This is a genomic window from Isoptericola sp. BMS4 (genome assembly GCF_011634835.1).
Taxonomy (GTDB): Bacteria; Actinomycetota; Actinomycetes; order Actinomycetales; family Cellulomonadaceae; genus Isoptericola.
This window is the reverse complement of sequence record NZ_SIRP01000001.1, coordinates 3208524-3229220: the sequence shown is the minus strand read 5'-3', so window position 1 is coordinate 3229220 and position 20697 is coordinate 3208524. Positions and strand designations below refer to the sequence as shown.

General features: G+C 74.3%; 20 protein-coding genes and 3 tRNA genes. 14 read left to right on the top strand and 9 right to left on the bottom strand.

Going from position 1 to position 20697, the window contains the following annotated elements:
- The first annotated feature begins 6 nt into the window (after positions 1–6).
- On the top strand, positions 7–444 hold the full coding sequence (locus tag EYB28_RS14660; RefSeq protein WP_166849280.1) for a YccF domain-containing protein: 438 nt from the start codon (positions 7–9) through the stop codon (positions 442–444).
- Between the two features lie 22 nt (positions 445–466).
- On the opposite strand, the gene ybaK is transcribed toward EYB28_RS14660, so the two are convergent.
- A complete protein-coding gene (gene ybaK, locus EYB28_RS14655) occupies positions 467–967 on the bottom strand; it encodes a Cys-tRNA(Pro) deacylase (protein ID WP_166849279.1) in 501 nt (166 codons plus the stop codon).
- 137 nt (positions 968–1104) lie between these two features.
- On the opposite strand from ybaK, the gene EYB28_RS14650 reads away from it, so the two are divergent.
- Positions 1105–1863, top strand: coding sequence for a sulfite exporter TauE/SafE family protein (locus EYB28_RS14650; protein ID WP_240930577.1), 759 nt, complete (start codon positions 1105–1107; stop codon positions 1861–1863).
- Between the two features lie 68 nt (positions 1864–1931).
- Here the strand turns inward: EYB28_RS14650 and EYB28_RS14645 are convergent, their stop codons facing one another.
- The gene (locus EYB28_RS14645; protein ID WP_166849277.1) at positions 1932–4676 is read right to left on the bottom strand and encodes an RNA helicase; all 2745 of its coding nucleotides are present in this window, start codon (positions 4674–4676) and stop codon (positions 1932–1934) included.
- A gap of 123 nt (positions 4677–4799) precedes the next feature.
- A complete protein-coding gene (locus tag EYB28_RS14640) occupies positions 4800–5555 on the bottom strand; it encodes an aminoglycoside 3'-phosphotransferase (protein WP_166849275.1) in 756 nt (251 codons plus the stop codon).
- A gap of 84 nt (positions 5556–5639) precedes the next feature.
- Here EYB28_RS14640 and EYB28_RS14635 point away from each other — a divergent pair, with 84 nt between their 5' ends.
- Both EYB28_RS14635 and EYB28_RS14630 read left to right on the top strand, forming a co-directional pair.
- Entirely contained in the window at positions 5640–6329 is a 690-nt protein-coding gene (locus EYB28_RS14635) for a TetR/AcrR family transcriptional regulator (protein WP_240930576.1), read from the top strand.
- On the top strand, positions 6326–7216 hold the full coding sequence (locus EYB28_RS14630) for an alpha/beta fold hydrolase (RefSeq protein ID WP_166849273.1): 891 nt from the start codon (positions 6326–6328) through the stop codon (positions 7214–7216). The genes EYB28_RS14635 and EYB28_RS14630 overlap by 4 nt, the downstream gene beginning before the upstream one ends.
- 42 nt (positions 7217–7258) lie before the next feature.
- Here the strand turns inward: EYB28_RS14630 and EYB28_RS14625 are convergent, their stop codons facing one another.
- Positions 7259–8185 (bottom strand): 3-methyladenine DNA glycosylase, encoded by a 927-nt coding sequence (locus tag EYB28_RS14625; protein ID WP_240930575.1) that lies wholly within the window; start codon positions 8183–8185, stop codon positions 7259–7261.
- 60 nt (positions 8186–8245) lie between these two features.
- Between EYB28_RS14625 and EYB28_RS14620 the strand changes: the two genes are divergently transcribed.
- Positions 8246–9082 (top strand): PhzF family phenazine biosynthesis protein, encoded by an 837-nt coding sequence (locus tag EYB28_RS14620; protein ID WP_166849271.1) that lies wholly within the window; start codon positions 8246–8248, stop codon positions 9080–9082.
- Here EYB28_RS14620 and EYB28_RS14615 read toward each other — a convergent pair.
- Positions 9060–10265, bottom strand: coding sequence for a heparan-alpha-glucosaminide N-acetyltransferase domain-containing protein (locus EYB28_RS14615; RefSeq protein WP_166849269.1), 1206 nt, complete (start codon positions 10263–10265; stop codon positions 9060–9062). The genes EYB28_RS14620 and EYB28_RS14615 overlap by 23 nt on opposite strands.
- Before the next feature lie 232 nt (positions 10266–10497).
- Here EYB28_RS14615 and EYB28_RS14610 point away from each other — a divergent pair, with 232 nt between their 5' ends.
- From EYB28_RS14610 to EYB28_RS14595, 4 genes are all read left to right on the top strand, one after another.
- Positions 10498–11310, top strand: coding sequence for a class I SAM-dependent methyltransferase (locus tag EYB28_RS14610; protein WP_166852470.1), 813 nt, complete (start codon positions 10498–10500; stop codon positions 11308–11310).
- A gap of 23 nt (positions 11311–11333) precedes the next feature.
- On the top strand, positions 11334–12119 hold the full coding sequence (locus EYB28_RS14605; protein WP_166849267.1) for a fumarylacetoacetate hydrolase family protein: 786 nt from the start codon (positions 11334–11336) through the stop codon (positions 12117–12119).
- Positions 12120–12224: 105 nt separating this feature from the next.
- Positions 12225–13676 (top strand): glutamate--tRNA ligase, encoded by a 1452-nt coding sequence (gltX, locus tag EYB28_RS14600; protein ID WP_240930574.1) that lies wholly within the window; start codon positions 12225–12227, stop codon positions 13674–13676.
- Positions 13673–14419: an HAD family hydrolase gene (locus EYB28_RS14595; protein WP_166849265.1), complete on the top strand. Its 747-nt coding sequence runs from the start codon at positions 13673–13675 to the stop codon at positions 14417–14419. The genes gltX and EYB28_RS14595 overlap by 4 nt, the downstream gene beginning before the upstream one ends.
- A 22-nt stretch (positions 14420–14441) precedes the next feature.
- On the opposite strand, the gene EYB28_RS14590 is transcribed toward EYB28_RS14595, so the two are convergent.
- The gene (locus EYB28_RS14590; RefSeq protein WP_166849262.1) at positions 14442–15569 is read right to left on the bottom strand and encodes a YeiH family protein; all 1128 of its coding nucleotides are present in this window, start codon (positions 15567–15569) and stop codon (positions 14442–14444) included.
- 70 nt (positions 15570–15639) lie between these two features.
- Between EYB28_RS14590 and EYB28_RS14585 the strand changes: the two genes are divergently transcribed.
- The 4 genes from EYB28_RS14585 to EYB28_RS14570 all read left to right on the top strand — a co-directional run bounded on the left by EYB28_RS14585 (position 15640) and on the right by EYB28_RS14570 (position 17084).
- Positions 15640–16551, top strand: a complete 912-nt coding sequence (locus tag EYB28_RS14585; protein ID WP_166849259.1) for a LysR family transcriptional regulator — start codon at positions 15640–15642, stop codon at positions 16549–16551.
- Positions 16552–16706: 155 nt separating this feature from the next.
- A tRNA-Gln gene (locus EYB28_RS14580) sits at positions 16707–16778 on the top strand.
- Positions 16779–16877: 99 nt separating this feature from the next.
- A tRNA-Glu gene (locus EYB28_RS14575) sits at positions 16878–16950 on the top strand.
- Between the two features lie 61 nt (positions 16951–17011).
- A tRNA-Glu gene (locus EYB28_RS14570) sits at positions 17012–17084 on the top strand.
- 168 nt (positions 17085–17252) lie between these two features.
- Here EYB28_RS14570 and EYB28_RS14565 read toward each other — a convergent pair.
- From EYB28_RS14565 to EYB28_RS14555, 3 genes are all read right to left on the bottom strand, one after another.
- Entirely contained in the window at positions 17253–18014 is a 762-nt protein-coding gene (locus tag EYB28_RS14565) for a PH domain-containing protein (RefSeq protein ID WP_166849256.1), read from the bottom strand.
- Positions 18015–18031: 17 nt separating this feature from the next.
- Positions 18032–18199 carry a hypothetical protein gene (locus EYB28_RS14560; RefSeq protein ID WP_166849253.1) on the bottom strand — a complete coding sequence of 56 codons (168 nt, stop codon included), beginning with the start codon at positions 18197–18199 and terminating at the stop codon, positions 18032–18034.
- A 140-nt stretch (positions 18200–18339) separates the two neighbouring features.
- On the bottom strand, positions 18340–19059 hold the full coding sequence (locus tag EYB28_RS14555) for an IclR family transcriptional regulator (RefSeq protein WP_166849250.1): 720 nt from the start codon (positions 19057–19059) through the stop codon (positions 18340–18342).
- 144 nt (positions 19060–19203) lie between these two features.
- On the opposite strand from EYB28_RS14555, the gene leuC reads away from it, so the two are divergent.
- Positions 19204–20679 carry a 3-isopropylmalate dehydratase large subunit gene (leuC, locus tag EYB28_RS14550; protein ID WP_166849248.1) on the top strand — a complete coding sequence of 492 codons (1476 nt, stop codon included), beginning with the start codon at positions 19204–19206 and terminating at the stop codon, positions 20677–20679.
- The last annotated feature ends 18 nt before the right edge of the window (positions 20680–20697 follow it).

Below are 20697 nucleotides of genomic sequence, written 5' to 3'. Positions count from 1 at the left end.
CGAGGGGTGAAGGCCCTGCTCAACATCATCTGGCTCGTCTTCGGCGGGTTCGTGCTCGCGCTCGGGTACGTCGCCGCCGGGATCGTGTGCTGCCTGCTGATCGTCACGATCCCGTGGGGGATCGCGTCGTTCCGGATCGCGGGGTACGCGCTGTGGCCGTTCGGGCGCACGGTCGTCGACAAGCCGTCGGCGGGGGCCTGGTCCGTGCTGGGGAACGTCATCTGGGTGATCGTCGCCGGCTGGTGGCTGGTCGTCGGGCACGTCGTGACGGCGGTCGCGCAGGCGGTCACGATCATCGGGATCCCGCTGGCGATCGCCAACATCAAGCTGATCCCCGTCTCGCTGCTGCCGCTCGGCAAGGACATCGTGCCCTCCGACGCGCGGTACCCCACCTACCAGCGGGGCCCGCAGACGCCGCCGTACGCCCCGTACCCGCCCCGCTGAGCCGGCCGCCGCGCGGCGCCGGTCAGTCCCGGGCGATCGGCGCCACGCGGCCCCGGGTGAGCCGGAGCAGGTCCGCGGGGGCGAGCGAGACGTCGAGGCCGCGACGCCCGCCGGACACGTAGACCGCCGGAAGGCCCTCGGCGCTCGCGTCGAGCACCGTGGTGTGGCGCGTCCGCTGCCCGAGCGGGGAGATCCCGCCGACCACGTACCCGGTGGCGCGCTCCGCCGCGGCGGCGTCCGCCATCGTCGCCCGCTTGCCGCCGACGGCGCGGGCCAGCGCCTTGAGGTCGAGCGAGCCGGTCACCGGCACGATCCCGACGACGAGCCTGCCGTCCACGTCGGCGAGCAGCGTCTTGAAGACGTGCGCGGGCTCCGCGCCGATCGCGGCCGCGGCCTCCATCCCGAAGCTCAGGTCGCTCGCCGGGTCGTGGGTGTAGGGGTGCTGCGCGTACGGCACGCCGGCCCGGTCGAGCGCGACGAGGGCGGGCGTGCCGGCGGAGGCGTTCCTGGTCTTCTTCGCCACGGCGGCGATCCTGCCACGCCTCCCGTGCCGCTCTGTGATGTTGTGGGCGTGAGTTTGGCGCTGTATCGGCCGCGAACAGCGCCAAGCTCACGCCCACAACCGCCGGGTGAGGGGTGCGGACCGTCTACGGTTGTCGGGTGCTGCTCCTGCTCCTCGTCGTCGCCATCCTCGTCGGCGGGGCCCTGCAGCGTGTGGTGGGGATGGGCTTCGGCCTGGTCGCCGGCCCCTTCATCGTGCTGCTCGTCGGCCCGCTCGAGGGCGTCCTGTTCGTCAACCTCGCGGGCGCCGTCGCCGCGACGCTGATCCTGGGCCGCGTGGTCCGGGACGTGGACTGGCGCCGCTACGCGTGGCTGGCCTCCGCGTCGGTGCTCGTCACGGTCCCGGCCGCCCTGCTGCTGCGCGACGCGAGCACCGCGGCCCTGGAGGTCACGGTGGGGGCGGTGGTGGTCGCGGCCATGACCCTCGCGGTCGTGACGCCGCGGCTGCGGAGGTCGGGCACGCACCCGTGGTCGTCGGAGGCACGCTGGCCGCTGACCCTGACCGGCACGGCGAGCGGCTTCGGCAGCGTCGCGGCCGGCATCGGCGGCCCTCCGGTGGCGATCTACGCGGTCCTCACCGGGTGGGAGCCGCGGCGGTTCGCGGCCACGGCCCAGCCGTTCTTCGCCACGAACGCCGTGGCGGCGATGGTGGCCAAGCTGACCCTCGCCGACGCGAGCTTCCCGTCGTTCGACTGGTGGGAGTGGGTCGTGGTGCTGGCCTCGATCGTCGCCGGTCTCGCCGTCGGCGACGCGCTCGTGCCGCGCGTGTCCGCCACGACGATGCGCCGCGGCCTCGTGGTCCTGGCCTACGCGGGCGGCCTCACCACGCTGGTCCGCGGGCTCACCGAGCTCACCTGACCCGTTGTGGGCGCGAGACACGCCGCTATCGCTCGAGGGATAGCGGCGTGTCTCGCGCCCACAACGGGTCAGAGGCGGCCGACGTCGAGGACGGTCAGCACGGGCGTGCCCGCCTCGTCGCTCGCGGCGAGGTCGACGACGCCGGTGATCGCCCAGTCGTGGTCGCCGTCCGCGTCGTCGAGCACCTGGCGCACCCACCAGGTGCCGGGCTGCACCGTGGTGTGCTGCCCGTCGCCGGTCGTCGTGCCCGCGGGCAGCTCGGCGCCCGGCTCCAGGACGGTCAGCAGCGCCGACGAGCGTGCGGACGCCCCGATGCCGATCGCGTCGTCCCCCTGGGCCTCGAACAGGTCGTCGAGGGCGTTCGCCCAGGCGTCGGCGTCCCAGCCCGCGCCGCCGTCGAGGCGGCCCAGCGCGTCGTAGTCCTCCCGCGCGGCCAGCTCGACCCGCCGGAACGTCGCGTTGCGCACGAGTCGGCGGAACGCCCGGGTGTTGCCGGTGACGGGGCGGGTCGGCGCCTCGGCGCCCGCCTCGGCGAGCTCGCCCACGACGACGTCGTCCGCGTCGTCGTCGACGGGGTTCTGCAGCCGCTCCCACTCGTCCAGCAGCGACGAGTCGACGCCGCGCACGAGCTCGCCGAGCCACTCGACGATCTCCGCGACCTCCTCGGTGCGGTGCTCCTCCGGCACCACCTGCCGCAGCGCCCGGTACGCGTCCGCGAGGTAGCGCAGCACCACGCCCTCGGTGCGCTCCAGCCCGTAGACCGACACGAGCTCGGCGAACGTCATCGCCTGCTCCAGCATGTCGCGCACGACGGACTTGGGCGACGGCTCGGCGTCGGCCACCCACGGGTTGGCGCGCTTGTACGTCTCGAAGGCGGGGCCCAGCAGGTCGGCCAGCGGCTGCGGCCACGTGACCTCCTCGAGCGCCTCCATCCGCTCCTCGTACTCCATGCCCTCGGCCTTCATCGCCGCCACGGCCTCGCCGCGCGCCTTGTTCTGCTGGCCGTACAGGATCTGACGCGGGTCGTCGAGCGTCGCCTCGATGACGGAGACGACGTCGAGCGCGTGCGTCGGGCTCTCGACGTCGAGCAGGTCCATCGCCGCCAGCGCGAACGGAGACAGCGGCGCGTTGAGGGCGAAGTCGCGCGGCAGGTCGACGACGAGCCGCACGCTGGGCCGGTACCCGGCCGGCCGCGACGGGTCGGGCACGCGGACCTTCTCCACCACCCCGGCGACGCGCAGGGACCGGTAGATGCGGAACACCTGGCGCACGTGCTTCGCCTGCTGCGCCTCGGTGTCGTGGTTGGCGGTGAGCAGGTGTCGCATCGCCTCGACCGGATCGGCGCTGTCGGTGCCGTCGGCGTCGTCGCGGGTGCGGGCCAGCACGTTGAGCACCATGGCGTGGTTGACCCGGAACTGGCTCGACAGCGGCTCCGGGTCGGCGTCGCGCAGCCGCTCGAACGTGGACTCGGTCCAGTTCACCGCCCCTGCCGGGGCCTTCTTGCGGACGATCTTCTTCAGCTTCTTCGGGTCGTCGCCCGCCTTGGCGAGCAGCTTGCGGTTCTCGACCACGTGGTCGGGCGCCATGACCAGCACCTCGCCGACGGTGTCGTACCCCGCGCGCCCGGCGCGGCCGGAGATCTGGTGGAACTCACGCGCCGTGAGGTGGCGCATGCGCTCGCCGTCGAACTTCACCAGCGACGTCATGAGCACGGTGCGGATGGGCACGTTGATCCCGACGCCGAGCGTGTCGGTGCCGCAGACCGCCTTGAGCAGGCCCTTCTGCGTGAGCCGCTCGACCAGCCGGCGGTACTTGGGCAGCATGCCCGCGTGGTGCACGCCGATGCCGGCGCGCAGGAACTTGCTCAGGGTCTTGCCGAAGCCCGTGCCGAAGCGGAACGCGCCGATCTCGGCGGCGATCTCCGCCTTCTCCGCCTTGGAGGCCAGCGACGCCGACAGCAGCGCCTGCGCGCGCTCGACGGCGTCCTTCTGCGTGAAGTGCACCACGTACACCGGGGCGCGGTGGGTGCTGACCAGCTCGGCGATGACGTCCGTGAGCGGCTCGACGACGTAGCTGAACGTCAGCGGCACGGGCCGCTCGGCGCCCGCCACCTCCGCGACCGGCCGCCCGGACCGCTCCTCGAGGTCCTCGCGCAGGCGGCTGGTGTCGCCGAGCGTCGCCGACATCAGCAAGAACTGGGTGTCCGGCAGCTCCAGCAGCGGCACCTGCCACGCCCAGCCGCGCTGCGGGTCGCCGTAGAAGTGGAACTCGTCCATGACGACCTGGGCGACCGCGTCGTCGCCGCGCTCGCCGTCCGTCTCGGCCGGTGCGTCCTCCGCGCCGGAGCCCCGCAGCGCGAGGTTCGCGAGGATCTCCGCCGTGCAGCAGATGATGGGCGCGCCGGGGTTCACGGCGGAGTCGCCGGTCATCATGCCGACGTTGCGCGACCCGAACGCCGCGACCAGGTCGAAGAACTTCTCGCTGACCAGCGCCTTGAGAGGCGCGGTGTAGAACGTGCGGCCGCCGAGCCCGGAGCGGCGGGCCGCCAGGGCGGCGAACTGCGCCCCCATCGCGACCATCGACTTGCCCGAGCCGGTCGGGGTGGCCAGGACGACGTGCGAGCCCGTCATGAGCTCGAGCAGCGCCTCCTCCTGGTGCGGGTACAGGTCGCGGCCGGTCGACGACGCCCACGCGCTGAATCCCTCGAACAGCGTGTCGGCGTCCGGGGCGCCTCCCGTCGGGGCGGGCAGGTGGGGCAGCAGGGTCCCGGCGGGGCGCGGGCTGGTCGCGAGGGAGGCGTCGGCGGCAGTCATCGCGAGCCATTGTCCCAGCCGACGGCCGTCAGAGCGGATCTCGTCGGCAGCTTGCGATCAGTTCGGCAGTCCGGACTGCCGAGCTGATCGCGAACTGCCGCGGTGATCGGTGGTGGGTGCGGCTCAGCCGAGGTGCCACAGGCGCCGGTAGAACGCGATGCGCTCCGGGTCCGGCGCGATGCCGTAGGCGTCGAAGAACGCCGCCTCGTAGCCGTCGCCGTAGTTCCACTCCAGGCTGTCGCTCGCCACGGCGAGGTCGGCCCATCGGTCGGCGACCCCGAGGGCGTCGAGGTCGACGTGCGCGACCCAGGTCCCGTCGTCATCCAGCAGCGTGTTGGGGGCGCACGGGTCGCCGTGGCACACGACGAACCGGTCCACCTCGGGCACCCGGCCCACCCGGTCGCGCGCCGCGGGGGAGAGGCGGGCGGCACGGTCCGCGACGCCCCACGAGAACGGGCAGTCGTCCACGGGGAGCGTGTCGTGCAGGGCGCGCAGCCCCGCGCCGATCGCGCGGGCGGCGGCCTCCGGCCGCTCCACCCACTGCCGCTCGACGGCGGAGCGGCCGGCGATTCCGGCCGTCACCAGCCAGGAGCCGGCGGCGTCCGCGCCGCGGTCCAGCACGCGCGGGACCGGGGTGTAGCGGCCGGCCCAGGCGAGCCGCTCCGCCTCGGCGGCGAGATCGAGCTCCACGGCCGTGACGGGCGCCCACTTGACGTAGCGCTCGCGGGGAGCGTCGGTGCCCGCGAGCCGGAAGGTCAGCCCGCCGACCGCATTGCGCCAGACCGGGGTGACGACGTCGTCGCCGGCGAGCCGCGCGACGGCGGCGGGGACGTCGACGGGCCCCTGGGGCGCCGCGGCGAGGTCGGACGGGACGGGCACCCGTGCATCGTGCCACCGCGGTCGGGGGCCGTGCCCGCGAATTCCCGGCCCGGGCCTCCGCCGGCCCCTGTTAGGATACGAAACGTGCCGTATCGAAAAGTGTCGGAGCAGCCCCGCCGCGCCGGGCGCCCCCGCGACGCCGCGCGGGAGAGCGCGATCCTCGAGGCCGTCGACGCCGTGCTCGCCGAGCGCGGGTACGAGGGGCTCACCTACGAGGAGGTCGCGCGCCGCGCCGGCGCGTCCAAGGCGACCCTGTACCGGCGGTGGGCCACGAAGCGCGAGATGGTCGTCGCCGCCCTGCGGGCCGGCCCCGCGCGCGCCCCGGACGCCGGCCCGGTCGACACCGGGAGCCTGCGCGGCGACCTCCTCGCCCTGTGCCGTCGCCTGCTGGCCACGATGCGCGCGGCCGACGGCCGCACGGCGCTGCTGCTGCTCCAGGCCGGCCTCGAGGACCCCGAGCTCTGCGACGCCATCGAGGAGGCCGTCGGCCCGACAGGCTCCCGCCTGCCCGCCTCCGTCGTCGACGCCGCCGTCCGCCGCGGCGAGCTGCCGGCCGGCGCCGACCCCTTCCCCTTCGAGGAGGTCGTCGGGTCAGTCCTGCTGCTGCGGCGCCTCAACGGGCTCGCGGCCGACGACGACTACCTGCACGCGCTCGTCGACACCGTCCTGGTCCCGGCGCTGCGGGCCACGGCCGACGGCGCTCCCCGGCCGCCCGCCGGCATCTTCTCCGGGCACCCCGCCCCCGACACCCACCCCCGTGAAGGAGACTCATGACCGTCCCCACCATCGACGGCTTCACCACCCACCGCCTGCCCGGCCAGGACGACGTCGCGCTGCACGTCGCCGTCGGCGGCGACGGGCCCGCCGTCGTCCTGCTGCACGGCTTCCCCCAGACGCACTACATGTGGCGAGATGTCGCGCGGGACCTGGCCCGGGAGCACACCGTGATCGTGCCCGACCTGCGCGGCTACGGCCGCAGCGACAAGCCCGCCGCCACCGACGAGCACACCTACGCCAAGCGGACCATGGGCGCCGACGTCGTGCGGGTCGCGCGGGCTCTCGGCCACGACCGGTTCGGCCTCGTCGGGCACGACCGCGGCGCGCTGGTCGGCGTCCGCACCGCGCTCGACCACCCCGAGGCGGTGCGCTACCTCGGCATCCTCGACGTGCTGCCCACGCTCGACACCTGGGCGGTGCTGCGCGGCGTGGACGCGAAGGTCGCCTGGCACCTGTACCTCATGGCGCAGCCGCCCGGGCTGCCGGAGCGGATGATCGCCGCCGTGGCGGAGGAGTTCTTCGGCTCGTTCCTCGACGCCTGGGACACCGACGGCACCACGTTCACCCCCGAGGTGCGGCGCCACTACGTCGACAGCGCGGTCGCCGCCGTCGACTCCATCGTCGCGGACTACCGGGCCTCCGCCGGCGTCGACCTGGACATGGACGCCGCCAGCCGCGACGCGGGGGAGCGGCTCGCGATGCCCGTCGGCGTGATCTCGCAGGACTGGGGGTCCCGCCTCGGCTTCGACGCCGCCGGGCTCTGGGGCGCCTGGGCACCCGACCTCACCTATGAGCCGATCGACGCTGGCCATTTCATGGCCGAGGAGCGGCCGGACGAGATCGCGCGCTTCGTCCGAGGGCTCGCCGCCCGCGCCGGGGCCTGACGCGCTACAGCTCGGTGACGCGGCGGCCGCCCGGCCGGGGGATCAGCCCTCGGCCGGGCGGTCGCCGGTGAGCGCGTCGCAGACGGCCACCAGACGGTGGCGCAGGTCGTTCGAGCGCGCGGCGTAGTCGCGCTGGCGGCGCACGTACTCCGCCTTGCCCTCCGGCGTCTCGATCGCCAGGGCCTCGACGCCGTAGGAGGAGACGTCGTAGGGGGACGCCGCCATGTCGGTCCACCGGATCTCGCGCGCCAGCTCGAACGCGTCGAGCAGCAGGTCGCCGGGCACGGCGGGGCCCAGCTTCAGCGCCCACTTGTACAGGTCCATGTTCGCGTGCAGGCAGCCCGGCTGCTCCATCGCGGGCTGGCGCTCGCGGGTGGGGCGCAGCCGGTTGGCGTCCCGGGCCTCGGGGGTGAAGAACCGGTAGGCGTCGAAGTGGCTGCAGCCGATCGTGTGCCCCTCGACGACGGCGTCCGTGCCCGCGTCGCCCAGCCGCAGCGGCAGCGGGTGGCGGTGGTCGCGCCCCGCGGCGGCGTCGCGGTAGACCATCGCCCACTCGTGCAGGCCGAAGCAGCCGAACGTGCCGGGGCGGGCCGCCGTCGCGTCGACGAGCGCGCGCACGTACCGCACGGTGTCGCCGCGCTCGGCGAGGAACGCGGCCACGTCCAGCGCCGCGCCCGTGCCGCCGTCCGGCGTCGCGACCGTGCGGTACCACCGCCACGACGCCCGCTCGGGCGCGCCGGCGAGGACGACGCCCGGGCCCGGATGCCAGCGGCGCAGCGTCCCGACCCGCGTGGGGTAGTACGTGAAGAGGAAGTCCTCGATCGCGTGCTTGGCGCCCCGGTCGCGGGCCGCGCGCCACGTGGCCGTCAGGGTGTCCGCCCGTGCGGCGTGCGCGGCGGCACGCTCGTGCCACTCGGACGCCGGGACGACGACCGGCGACACGACGGATCCAGGAGCGGGGGCGGGCACGTCCCCCAGCCTACGAGCGCCCCCGCCGCGGTCGGCCGGCGCCGCCGTAGAGTGTGCCGCATGTCGCACGCGTTCCGTCAGGTCGACGTCTTCGCCTCCGGCCCGCTCACGGGCAACCCGGTCGCCGTCGTGCACGACGCCGACGACCTCACCGACGAGCAGATGGCCGCCTTCGCCCGGTGGACCAACCTGTCGGAGACGACGTTCCTGCTCGCCCCCACCGACCCGGCGGCCGACTACCGGGTGCGCATCTGGACCCCGGGCGGCGAGCTGCCGTTCGCCGGTCACCCCACGCTCGGCACCGCGCACGCCTGGCTGGAGGCCGGCGGGACGCCGCGCGACGCGGCCGCCGTCGTGCAGGAGTGCGGCGTCGGCCTGGTGACCGTGCGTCGCGACGACGCCGGCCTCGCGTTCGCCGCGCCGCCGCTGCGCCGCTCCGGGTCGGTGGCGCCCGAGGACCTCGCGCGGATCGCCCGCGCGCTGCGGGTGCCGGTGTCCGCGATCGGCGACGCCGCGTGGGTGGACAACGGGCCAGGCTGGGTCGCCGCGCTGCTGGACGACGCGGCGGCGGTCCTCGCGCTGGAGCCGGACATGGCGGCGTTCGGCGACCTCAAGATCGGCGTGGTCGGCCCGTACGGGCCGGGAGAGTCCGACGCCGCGGTCGAGGTGCGCGCCTTCGTGCCGGGGATCGGCGTGCCCGAGGACCCCGTCACGGGGTCGCTCAACGCCGGGATCGGGCAGTGGCTCGCCGGCGACCTCCTGCCGTCGCGCTACGTCGCGTCCCAAGGGACCGCGATGGGCCGCCGCGGGCGCGTCCACGTGGCCCGGGAGGCCGCGGACCTGCTGTGGGTGGGCGGCGCCGCGGTGACGACGATCAGCGGGACGGCGACTCTCTGAGCCGTGCGGCGCCGTCGGCCACGCGGCTGACGAGCCGTTCGAGCGGCCCGCGTCCGAGCAGGAACCGCCACGCGGTGGTGGCCGCGAGGGTGACCAGCACCATCACCGCGAGCGGGCCGTTCGTCTCGGAACCGATCAGGTCCCAGTGCCAGATCGCGACGATCTGCAGCGAGTACACCGTCAGCGCCATGGCGCCCGTCGCGGCGAGCGGCGCGAGCACCCACCGACCCACGCGGCCGGCGTAGAGACACAGCCCGACGACGGCGACCGCGAAGCCGCCCGAGCCGACCGCCTCGAAGGTGGTGTCGTCGTGCGGGCCCGCGAGCAGCAGGAACGCGCCCGTCGGCCACGGCGCGTCCCAGGCGTGGGGGTCGGGCGCCAGGTCGCTGGAGGTCGCGACGACCTGCCGGCGGATCGCGTCGGCGCCGCCCGCCGCGTCCGCGAGACGCACCGAGAGCAGGCCGGCGAGGGCGGTGGCGGTGAGCCCGCCCAGCACCAGGCCGCGGCGCAGCCGGTGCGACGTCAGGTCGCACCGGCCGATCGCCATCCCCGCCAGCACGTACGCCATCCACACGACGGCCGGGTAGTGCCCGGTGAGCACGAAGTCCGTGACGGCGCCCGAGCCGTCGCGGGGCAGGCGCAGCCCGGCGCGCGCGAGGACCTCCGGCCCCCAGTGCGCCGCCGCCGGGCCGACGACGGCGATCACCGTGGCCAGCGCCGCCAGCCGGGGCGGGCGCCAGCGCAGGAACGGCAGCGCGAGGACGAAGTAGGCGGCGTAGAAGCCGAGGATGAGCGCCACCCGGGTGCCCAGCAGGTCGAGCAGCGCGACGAGGGCGAGCAGCAGCGCCGCGCGCACGAGCAGGCGGGTGCGGACCGCGACCAGGGCCGGCCCGCCGACGGGCCGCGGGCCACCGCTGACGATCCCGACCGAGATCCCGGCGACGAGGGCGAACAGGATCGAGGACCGCCCGTGGGCGATCGACAGCCACCCGGGCAGGGTGCCGAGGTCGTCGGAGGTGACCCCGACGTGGGCGGTGAACATGCCGAGGATCGCGATCCCGCGGGCGACGTCCACCCCGGGCACCCGTCCCTCGCCGCCGCCGAGCAGCCGCAGGTGGCGGCGCAGCCAGTCGCCGGCAGCCCGCGTGGCCGGCCGCTCCGTCGTGCCGCGGGGCGCACCCATGGCGCCGATCATGCCACCGCGGACGACCACGCCGGCGTCCCGAAGCGTGAGAATCCGCCGGTGAGTGCGGCCCGCGGTCACTACCGTGGGCCCCATGAGCGACCACCCGACGGCGTCCGACCTCGACCTGACCGACGAGCACGTCCGGGCCGCGGGAGCCCCCGCCACGGCCCCGGAGCCTGCCGGGGCGGACCTCAACGACGCCATCGAGGCGCCGAGCACGCACCACACGGTGCCCAGCAAGGAGTCCGAGTCGTACACGCACGGCCACCACGACTCCGTGCTGCGCGCGCACCGCAGCCGCACCGCGCAGAACTCCGCCGGCTTCCTGCTGCCGCACCTGCGCGACGACATGACGCTGCTCGACGTCGGCTGCGGGCCGGGGACGGTCACCGCCGACCTCGCGCGCGTCGTGGCGGGCGGCCAGGTGGTGGGCGTGGACGCCTCCGGCAAGGTGCTCGACGCGGCGCGCGAGCACGCCGACGCGCTCGGGTACACCAACGTGCGCTTCGAGCAGGCCAACGCGTACGAGCTGCCGTTCGACGACGACACGTTCGACGTCGTGTACGCGCACCAGCTGCTGCAGCACCTGTCCGACCCGGTCGCGGCGCTGCGCGAGATGCGGCGCGTGGCGAAGCCGGGCGGTCTGGTCGCCGTGCGCGACGCCGACTACGCGGGCATGGCCTGGTACCCCGAGACCGCGGGCCTCACCGAGTGGAACGAGCTGTACCACGAGGTCACGCACGCGTACGGCTTCGAGCCCGACGCCGGCCGGCGCCTCATGTCCTGGGTGCAGGAGGCCGGGCTCGACGGCATCGTGCCCTCCGCGTCGTCGTGGTGCTACGCCACCCCGACCGACCGGCAGTGGTGGGGCGAGCTGTGGGCCGAGCGCTGCGTCGAGTCCAACTTCGCCGTGCAGGCCAAGGAGTCCGGCCTCGCGGACGACGTCGCGCTCGAGCAGATCGCGCAGGACTGGCAGGCGTGGGCGCAGGCCCCGGACGGGTGGTTCGCGATCCTGCACGGCGAGGTCCTGGCCCGCGCGTGACCCGCCGCGCGTAACCTGGGCGCGTGCGCATCGCGAGATTCACCACCGGAGACGACCCCCGCTTCGCCCTCGTCCAGCACGAGGGGGACCGGACCTACCTGGCCGTGCTGGGCGGCGACCCGCTCTACATGCCGGCCATGCCCACGGGCGAGCGGATCGAGCTGGGCGACGGCGTCCGGCTGCTCGCGCCGGTCATCCCGCGGTCCAAGGTGGTCGCCGTCGGCCGGAACTACGCCGACCACGCGAAGGAGATGGGCGACGAGGTCCCCACGACCCCGCTGCTGTTCTTCAAGCCCAACACCGCCGTCGTGGGCCCGGACGACCCGGTCGTGCTGCCGTCGTTCTCCCGCGAGGTCAGCTACGAGGCGGAGCTCGCCGTCGTCGTGTCCAAGATCTGCAAGGACGTCGAGCCGGAGCAGGCCCGCTCCTACGTGCTCGGGTACACCGTGGCCAACGACGTCACCGCGCGCGACGCGCAGCGCACCGACGGGCAGTGGGCGCGCGCCAAGGGCTTCGACACCTCCTGCCCGCTCGGCCCGTGGATCGACACGGACCTGAACCCCGAGGACGTCGCGGTCCGCTCCCGCGTCAACGGCGAGCTCAAGCAGGACGGCCGCACCGCCGACATGGTCTTCGACGTGCCGTTCCTCGTGTCCTACATCAGCAAGGCCATGACCCTGCTGCCGGGCGACGTCATCCTCACCGGCACGCCTGCCGGCGTCGGGCGCGTCGACCACGGCGACCGCATGGAGTGCGAGGTCGAGGGGATCGGCACGCTCGCCAACCCCGTGTTCCGCCGCGAGGACTGACGCCGGATACCGGCCGAGCACAACCTGGGCGCCCCTACCGGCCCGGATGACGGCGCTCAGGTCGTGCTCGGTGGGGGCCGGGCCGCCAACTACTAGGCTGTGCCCGTGATCCCCGCACCTGGTTCTTCCGACGTCCGTGTCCGCTTCGCCCCGTCCCCGACGGGCATGTTCCACGTCGGCGGCGGTCGCTCGGCGCTGTTCAACTGGGCGGTGGCCAAGCACCAGGGCGGCACGTTCGTGCTGCGCATCGAGGACACCGACGCCGCCCGCAACAAGCCCGAGTGGACCGACGGCATCCTCAGCGCGCTCGCCGCGCTCGGCATGCACGCCGACGACCCGACCTTCGAGGGCCCGTACTTCCAGTCCGCGAACGTCGACAAGCACCGCGAGGCCACCGGACGGCTGCTCGACGCCGGTCGCGCGTACTACTGCGACTGCACCCGCGATGACGTCGCCGCCCGCACCGGCAGCCAGCAGTCCGGCTACGACGGGCACTGCCGCGACCGCGGCCTGACGTACGAGTCCGGCCGGGCGCTGCGGTTCCGCACCCCCGACGAGGGCGAGACCCAGGTCGTCGACCTCATCCGCGGCAACCCCGTCTTCCCGAACGCGTCGATCGAGGACTTCATCGTCGCGCGCGGGGACGGGTCGCCCGTGTTCCTGCTCGCCAACGTCGTCGACGACCTCGACGAGGGCATCACGCACGTCATCCGCGGCGAGGAGCACCTGTCCAACACGCCCAAGCAGCAGCTCCTGTGGGAGGCGCTGGGCGCCACCCCGCCGGTGTGGGCGCACCTGCCCGTCATCGTCAACGAGAAGCGGCAGAAGCTGTCCAAGCGGCGCGACAAGGTCGCCCTCGAGGACTACCTCGCCGAGGGGTACCTGCCCGACGCGCTGGTCAACTACCTCATGCTGCTCGGCTGGGCGCCCGGCAACGACGAGGAGATCCTGCCGTTCGACGAGCTCGTGGAGCGCTTCCGCGTGGAGGACGTCAACAGCGCCTCCGCGTTCTTCGACGTCAAGAAGCTGCTCGCGTTCAACGGCGAGTACATCCGCGCGATGTCCGTCGAGGACTTCGTCTCCGCCGTCGACCCGTGGTTGCGCGCCCCGCATGCCCTGTGGCGCCCCGAGCAGTTCGATCCCGCCGCGTTCGCCGCCGTCGCCCCGCTGGCCCAGTCGCGCGTCGCGCTGCTCGCCGACATCACCGACAACGTCGACTTCCTGTTCCTCGACGAGCCCGTCAGGGACGAGAGGTCCTGGGCCAAGGCCATGAAGCCCGGTGCGCCCGAACTCCTCGCCGACGCCCGCGCGGCGCTCGCCGACCTCGGCGACTGGTCGGCCGAGCCGCTCAAGGAGACCGTCCTGGTGGTGGGGGAGAAGCACGGCCTCAAGCTCGGCAAGGCGCAGGCGCCCGTGCGCGTCGCCGTCACCGGGCGCACCATCGGTCTGCCGCTCTTCGAGTCTCTCGAGGTGCTGGGGCGCGAGCGCACCCTGGCGCGCGTCGACGCGGCGCTGGCCCGGCTCGCCCAGGACCCGCCCCAGGCCCCGGCCCAGTGACGGCCTTCGGGGCGCCGGGGCGCGTCGACGGCGTCCTGCTCGACGTCGACGACACCCTCGTTGACACGCGCGGCGCGTTCGCCACGGCGCTCGCGGCCGTCGCCGACGCGCACCTGCCCGACGACGTCGACCGGGTCGCCGTCCTCGACCACTGGCGCTCCGACCCGGGAGGCCACTACGCGCGCTACACGCGTGGGGACACGGACCACCGCACGCAGCGGCGGCTGCGGGCTGACCTGCTGCACCGGACGTTCGGCGGGGACCCGGTCACCGAGGCCTCGTTCGGGGCGTGGGACGACCTGTTCTGGGGCACGTTCGAGCGCTCCTGGCGGGCGTTCGACGACGCCGCGCCGCTGCTCGTCGCGCTACGCTCCGCCGGTCTGGCCCTCGGGGTGGTGACGAACGCCGCGACGGAGCTGCAGGAGCGCAAGCTCGCGGCCGCCGGGCTCGACCTCGACGTGCTGGTCGGCGTCGACACCCTGGGGTACGGCAAGCCGCACCCCGACGTCTTCGTGGAGGGCGCCCGCCTGCTCGGGACCGAGCCCGCCCGGACGGCGTACGTCGGCGACGAGCCCCGCGTCGACGCCCGGGCCGCGCACGACGCCGGGCTGCTCGGCGTCTGGCTGGACCGTCCCGGCACGCGCCGCGACGGCGAGCACGACGTCGACGTCGCCGGGATGCGGGGCGACGGGATCGTCGTCGTGACCGGGCTGGCCGACCTGCCTGCCTTGTTCGCCGGCTGATCGGCGCCTCGCTCGGGAGCTGTCACGCGGTGAGCGTGAGGACGGCGGCCAGCGACGTGCCCGTCACGACGACGGCGGAGCAGGCGCCGAGCAGCAGCGGACGGCGTCCGGTCCGGGCCAGGTGCGGGACGTCCACGCCGAGGCCGAGCGCGAACATCGCCGCGGTGAACAGGACGGTCTGCAGCTGCGCCGCGGCGCCCAGCACGGACGCCGGGAGCACGCCGAGGCTGCTCACCGCGACGGCCGCGAGGAAGCCGAGCACGAACCCCGGGACGGGAAGCGTCCGCCGCCCGCGGGCCCGGCCGCCTGCCCTGCCGGTCTCCGAGGGCACGGCGGGCCCGACAGGCCTGGTGAGGGCGGTGCGGCGCGCCAGGACGACGCCGGCGCCCGCGACGAGCGGTGCCAGCAGCACCACGCGCGCCAGCTTGGCGACGGTCGCCGTGGCGAGCGCGGTGGCCGAGACCGTGCCGGCCGCCGCGACCACCTGCGCCACCTCCTGCACGCTCGCGCCGATCCACAGCCCCGCCTGCGCGTCGTCCAGGCCGAGGTGGCCGCCCAGCGCCGGCAGCACCGCGATCGCGAGAGTGCCGTAGACGGTGACCAGCGCGAGCGCCGCCGCGACGCCCTCGCGCAGGCGGACGTCCTGGCCCGCTCCCGGCCGGCGTTCGAGCACCCCGGTCATCGCGGACACGGCGGCCGCGCCGCAGATGGAGAAGCCCGTGGCGACCAGGAGCGTCGTGGTGCGCGGCACCCGCAGCAGGCGCCCGAGGGCCAGGGTCCCGGCGAACGTCACCGTGACCGTGGCCAGGACGACGGCGACGCCCCGCCAGCCCAGGGCCAGCACGTCGGGCAGGGCGAGCTGGAGACCCAGCAGGACCACGCCGGCGCGCAGCGGCACACGCGCGACCCACGCCACCCCCGGCGCGACGCGCGCCGCGAACCGGCCCGCGGGCCCGCCGTCGGCCGTCCCGGCGGACTCCCGGGACCGCCGCGCCCGGCCGAGCAGCGACCCCACCACGGCGCCGGCGAGGAGCGCCAGCACCAGCGGGGACAGCGCGGGGACGCCGGCGGCGGACAGCGCCGCGGTCCCGGCGACCAGGGCGGCGGTGGCGGCGGCGGCGAGCCCGAGGCCGGGCAGGGTGCGCGTCATGATGTCCACCGTCGCCGGGCCGGACCGGACGCGGAAGGCCCAGGTCCCGATCCATCCATAGACTGCCGCTATGGCTGAACGCAGCACCCTGGCCGCGCTCGAGCTGCTCGTGGCGCTCGACGTGCACGGCTCCATCAGCGCCGCCGCGCGCGCCCTCGGCGTGTCGCAGCCCACGGCGTCGGCGGGCCTGCGCCGGCTGGAGCGCCGCCTGGGCGTCGACCTGGTGGCCCGCGGCGCGCGCGGCACGGAGCTCACCTCCGCGGGACGGGAGGCGGCCGAGCGTGCGCGGGAGGTCGTGGCGGCGTCCGACCGGTTCGAGGAGTCCGTGACCGCCCTGCGCGCCGGCCCGGGGGTCACGCTGCGCGTGGCGGCGAGCCTCACGATCGCCGAGTACCTCGCCCCGCGCTGGCTCGCCGACGGTGGAGGCGCGGCGGGGGAGCGGCGCGCGGACGTGGACCTGATGGTCCGCAACTCCCGGGAGGTGATGACGCTGGTGCTCGACGGCGGCGCGGAGCTCGGCTTCGTGGAGAGCCCCACCGTGCGCCGCGGCCTGCGCAGCCGCACGGTCGCCCGCGACGAGCTCGTCGCGGTCGTGGCGCCGGACCACCCGTGGGCCGGGCGCGGGTCGGTGCGCCCGGACGAGCTCGCCGCTGGCCGGCTGGTGCTCCGCGAGGCCGGGTCCGGCACCCGCGAGATCCTGGAGGCGGCGCTCACGGGAGCGGGCGTGCGTCTGCCGGGGCACGTGCCCTCGTTCGGCTCGACGGCGGCGCTCAAGACGGCGGTGCGGCACGGGGAGGCCGTCGCGGTGCTGTCGGCGCTCACGGTGGCCGACGACGTCGCCGCGGGGCGTCTGGCAGCTCTCCCGGTAGCTGGGGTGGACCTGTCCCGGCGGCTGCGCGTGGTGTGGCGGGACGGCGCCACGCTGTCGGCCGCGGCGAGGCGGCTCGTGGCCGTCGCGCGGGCGCGACGGGCGGACGGTTGAGGCGGCGCGCGCCGGTCCGGGAGCCAGGGCAGGAGTGACCGACGGCACCCCGGTCTCGTTTTGGCCGGTGGGCCCTGATCCGGTAATGTTCTGCGTCGTTGGGCCTCAACGGGCGCGCCGGCCAAGGTCGGATTTGCCCGGAAGGTCTGATCCCTTGGGGTATGGTGTAATCGGCAGCACGAGTGATTCTGGTTCACTTAGTCTAGGTTCGAGTCCTGGTACCCCAGCGCAGCGCTCAGCGTGAGCCGGTTCGGTGTCCGGAAGGACCCGGGCGGTGCGCTAGAGTTCTCACCGGCAACGCGCAGCATGAGCTGTTCGTGTCATAGGCCCCCATCGTCTAGCGGCCTAGGACGCCGCCCTCTCACGGCGGTAACACGGGTTCAAATCCCGTTGGGGGTACGCATCCACCGGCTCGCCGGTGGTCGCACAGGCTCTGCCCGCGCGGCAGAGCCACGTTCTGGCCCCCATCGTCTAGCGGCCTAGGACGCCGCCCTCTCACGGCGGTAACGCGGGTTCAAATCCCGCTGGGGGTACGTCGCTCGAAGGCCCGGTCCGTCAGGACCGGGCCTTCGTCGTTCACGGGGTGCTCCGGCAGTGCGTGCGCCGCGGTGACGCCGGGGAGGGGCACCGGCCACCGCGCGGCGGTAGAAGGACGCCCGCCGTCCGGAATCCGGAGGGCGGGCGTCCTCGTGCCGGTGGGCTCAGAAGAACGGCTTGGGGATGGTGACCCCGCCCGGGCTCGACTCGGGCGGCTCGTCGTTGCCCGGGCGGGTGAACCGCGGGTCGCGGCCGTCCGCGCGCGGCGCCGGCGTGCCGGGCTGGATCTCGATCGGCTGGGTGGTGGGACGTGGCTCCTGACCGGCGTCGTCCGGCCCCTGCGAGTCGACCGGGATCACCGAGGGCGGCATCGGCGGGTCCTCGGCGGCGTCCGCCGGAGGCGGGCCGAAGCCGAAGATCGTGTCGCACAGGGTGCGGTACGTGGCGTCCGGGTCGGGGACGAAGTTGATGGTGCTCAGCGCCTGGTCCTGGCCCGCCGACTCCAGGTCGAAGCGGCCGTAACCGACCATCTGGCCGAAGACGCTGCGCGAGTAGCCCATGTCGGTGACCTTCGCCAGCGGCATCATCGCCACCCGGTGCACGACCAGGCCGTAGAGGAGCAGCAGGCGCTTGTCCGTGGCGATGAACCACTCATTGTACCACTCGAGCCAGCGCCACACGAAGCGCACCGCCACGACGATCCAGGCGAGCCACAGCCAGCTGATGGTGCCGCGCACCTCGATGGGCGTGGACATGACGATCCCGCCGACCACCAGGAAGGCGGCGAACGTCGTTGCGATGGGTTCGAGCAGGCGTGCCCAGTGCCGCCGGGTCGCCACCACGAACCGTTCGGCGGGCAGCACGTAGCGCTGGAGCTGGCGGTGGCTTCGGGCGGCCGCGTCAGCGCGGTCCTGGACGGAGTCCATCGTCGGCCTCCGCCTGCTCAGGACGCCAGGTTGGCGAAGAACTGACCGAAGCCGGTGAAGGCGCTGAGGATGAACTCCCAGATGGCCTCCACGATGTTCGCGGCCGCGTCCGGGTTGGTCACGACCGCGTAGATCAGGAAGATGACCACGATCCAGATCAGGAGGGTCTTGGCCTTGGCAGGCATCGGTCCTCACGCCTCTCGGTTGTGGGCTGAATTGCCACGTCACCTGGACAATAACGAAAGCGGGGCAACCCGGACAGTCGAACGCCCGGCGCGCCGCCACGGGCTGGGCGGCGCGCCGGGCGTCGGACCATCGCGAACGGCTACTCCCCGGCTCGGCGGAGCACCTCGGTGAGGCGGTTGGCGGCCGCGACGACGGCGGCCGAGTGGAGGCGGCCGGGCTGGCGCGAGAGGCGCTCCACGGGGCCGGAGACGGACACGGACGCGACCACGCGGCCCGAGGGGCCCCGCACAGGCGCGGAGACCGAGGCGACACCGAGCTCGCGCTCGGACACCGACTGGGCCCAGCCCCGGCGGCGCACGCCGGACAGGATCGTGGCCGTGAAGACGGCGTCGCGCAGGCCGCGGTGCAGCCGGTCCGGCTCCTCCCAGGCGAGCAGCACCTGCGCGGCCGAGCCCGCGTGCATGGTGAGGGTCGCGCCCACGGGGATCGAGTCGCGCAGCCCCACGGGCCGTTCGGCGGCGGCGACGCACACGCGGTGGTCGCCCTGGCGGCGGTAGAGCTGCGCGCTCTCGCCGGTGTGGTCGCGCAGCGCGGTGAGCACCGGGTTCGCCGCGGCGAGCAGCCGGTCCTCGCCCGCAGCCGTGGCGAGCTCGTTGAGGCGTGGTCCGAGCACGAACCGCCCCTGCATGTCACGCGCGACGAGCCGGTGGTGCTCGAGCGCCACGGCCAGCCGGTGGGCCGTCGGCCGTGCGAGTCCGGTCGAGGAGACCAGCTGCGCCAGGGTGGCCGGACCGGCCTCCAGGGCGCCCAGCACGGACGCGGCCTTGTCCAGTACGCCGACTCCGCTAGTATCGTCCATAGGTCGATACTGACGTCTCGCCCACTGAGATTGCAAGTCGGCAACGGCATCTCAGGGGTCGAACTCCCCGAAGAACCCCCACGACGCGCGCACGACGCGGTCACCATCACAGCCGCTGACGAGGCGGCGGACGAGGAGCACATCATGGCCGGCACGCTGGCGGAGAAGGTCTGGGAGGCGCACCTGGTGCGCCGCGGCAGCGGCGGGTCGCCCGATCTTCTCTACATCGATCTGCACCTCATCCACGAGGTGACGAGCCCTCAGGCCTTCGAGGGGCTGCGGCTGGCAGGCCGCCCCGTCCGTCGCCCCGACCTGACGATCGCCACCGAGGACCACAACACTCCCACGCTCGACATCGACCTGCCGATCGCGGACCTGACCAGCCGCACGCAGATCGACACGCTGCGCAACAACGCGCGCGAGTTCGGCGTGCGCATCCACTCGCTCGGCGACGCGGACCAGGGCATCGTGCACCAGGTGGGCCCGCAGCTCGGCCTGACGATGCCGGGCCTGACGGTCGTCTGCGGCGACTCGCACACCTCCACGCACGGTGCGTTCGGCGCGCTGGCGTTCGGCATCGGCACGTCCGAGGTCGAGCACGTCATGGCGACGCAGACCCTGCCCCTCTCCCCGTTCAAGACGATGGCGATCACCGTCAACGGCGAGCTGCCGCCCGGCGCCACCAGCAAGGACATCATCCTGGCGATCATCGCCAAGATCGGCACCGGCGGCGGGCAGGGCTATGTGCTCGAGTACCGCGGCGAGGCCATCCGCAAGCTCTCCATGGAGGCGCGGATGACCATCTGCAACATGTCGATCGAGGCCGGTGCGCGCGCCGGCATGATCGCGCCCGACGAGACGACCTTCGAGTACCTGAAGGGGCGTCCGCACGCGCCCGAGGGCGAGGACTGGGACGCCGCCGTCGAGTACTGGAAGACGCTGCGCAGCGACGACGACGCCGAGTTCGACGCCGAGGTCGTCCTCGAGGCGGCGGACCTCGAGCCGTTCGTCACGTGGGGCACCAACCCCGGCCAGGGTCTGCCGCTGTCGGCGTCCGTGCCGGTGCCGTCCGAGATCGCCGACGAGGGCGACCGCGTCGCGGCCGAGCGGGCCCTGGAGTACATGGGCCTCGAGGCCGGGACGCCGCTGCGGGAGATCCCCGTCGACACGGTGTTCATCGGGTCATGCACGAACGGCCGCATCGAGGACCTGCGCTCCGTGGCCAAGGTGCTGCAGGGCCGCAAGAAGGCCGACGGCGTCCGCGTGCTCGTCGTGCCGGCGTCCGCGCGCGTGCGCCTGCAGGCCGAGGCCGAGGGCCTGGACGTCATCTTCAAGGACTTCGGCGCCGAGTGGCGCAACGCCGGGTGTTCGATGTGCCTCGGCATGAACCCGGACCAGCTGGCGCCGGGGGAGCGGGCGGCGTCGACGTCGAACCGCAACTTCGAGGGCCGGCAGGGCAAGGGTGGGCGCACCCACCTGGTCTCGCCGCTCGTCGCCGCGGCCACGGCCGTGCGCGGCACCCTCTCGTCGGTCGCGGACCTCGACATCGCCGGCGACGTCGACCTCACGACGTTCGACGGCACGCCGCTGGCCCCGCTCGCCGAGCCGTCGCTCGTCTGACCCCCGCACGTCCGGAAA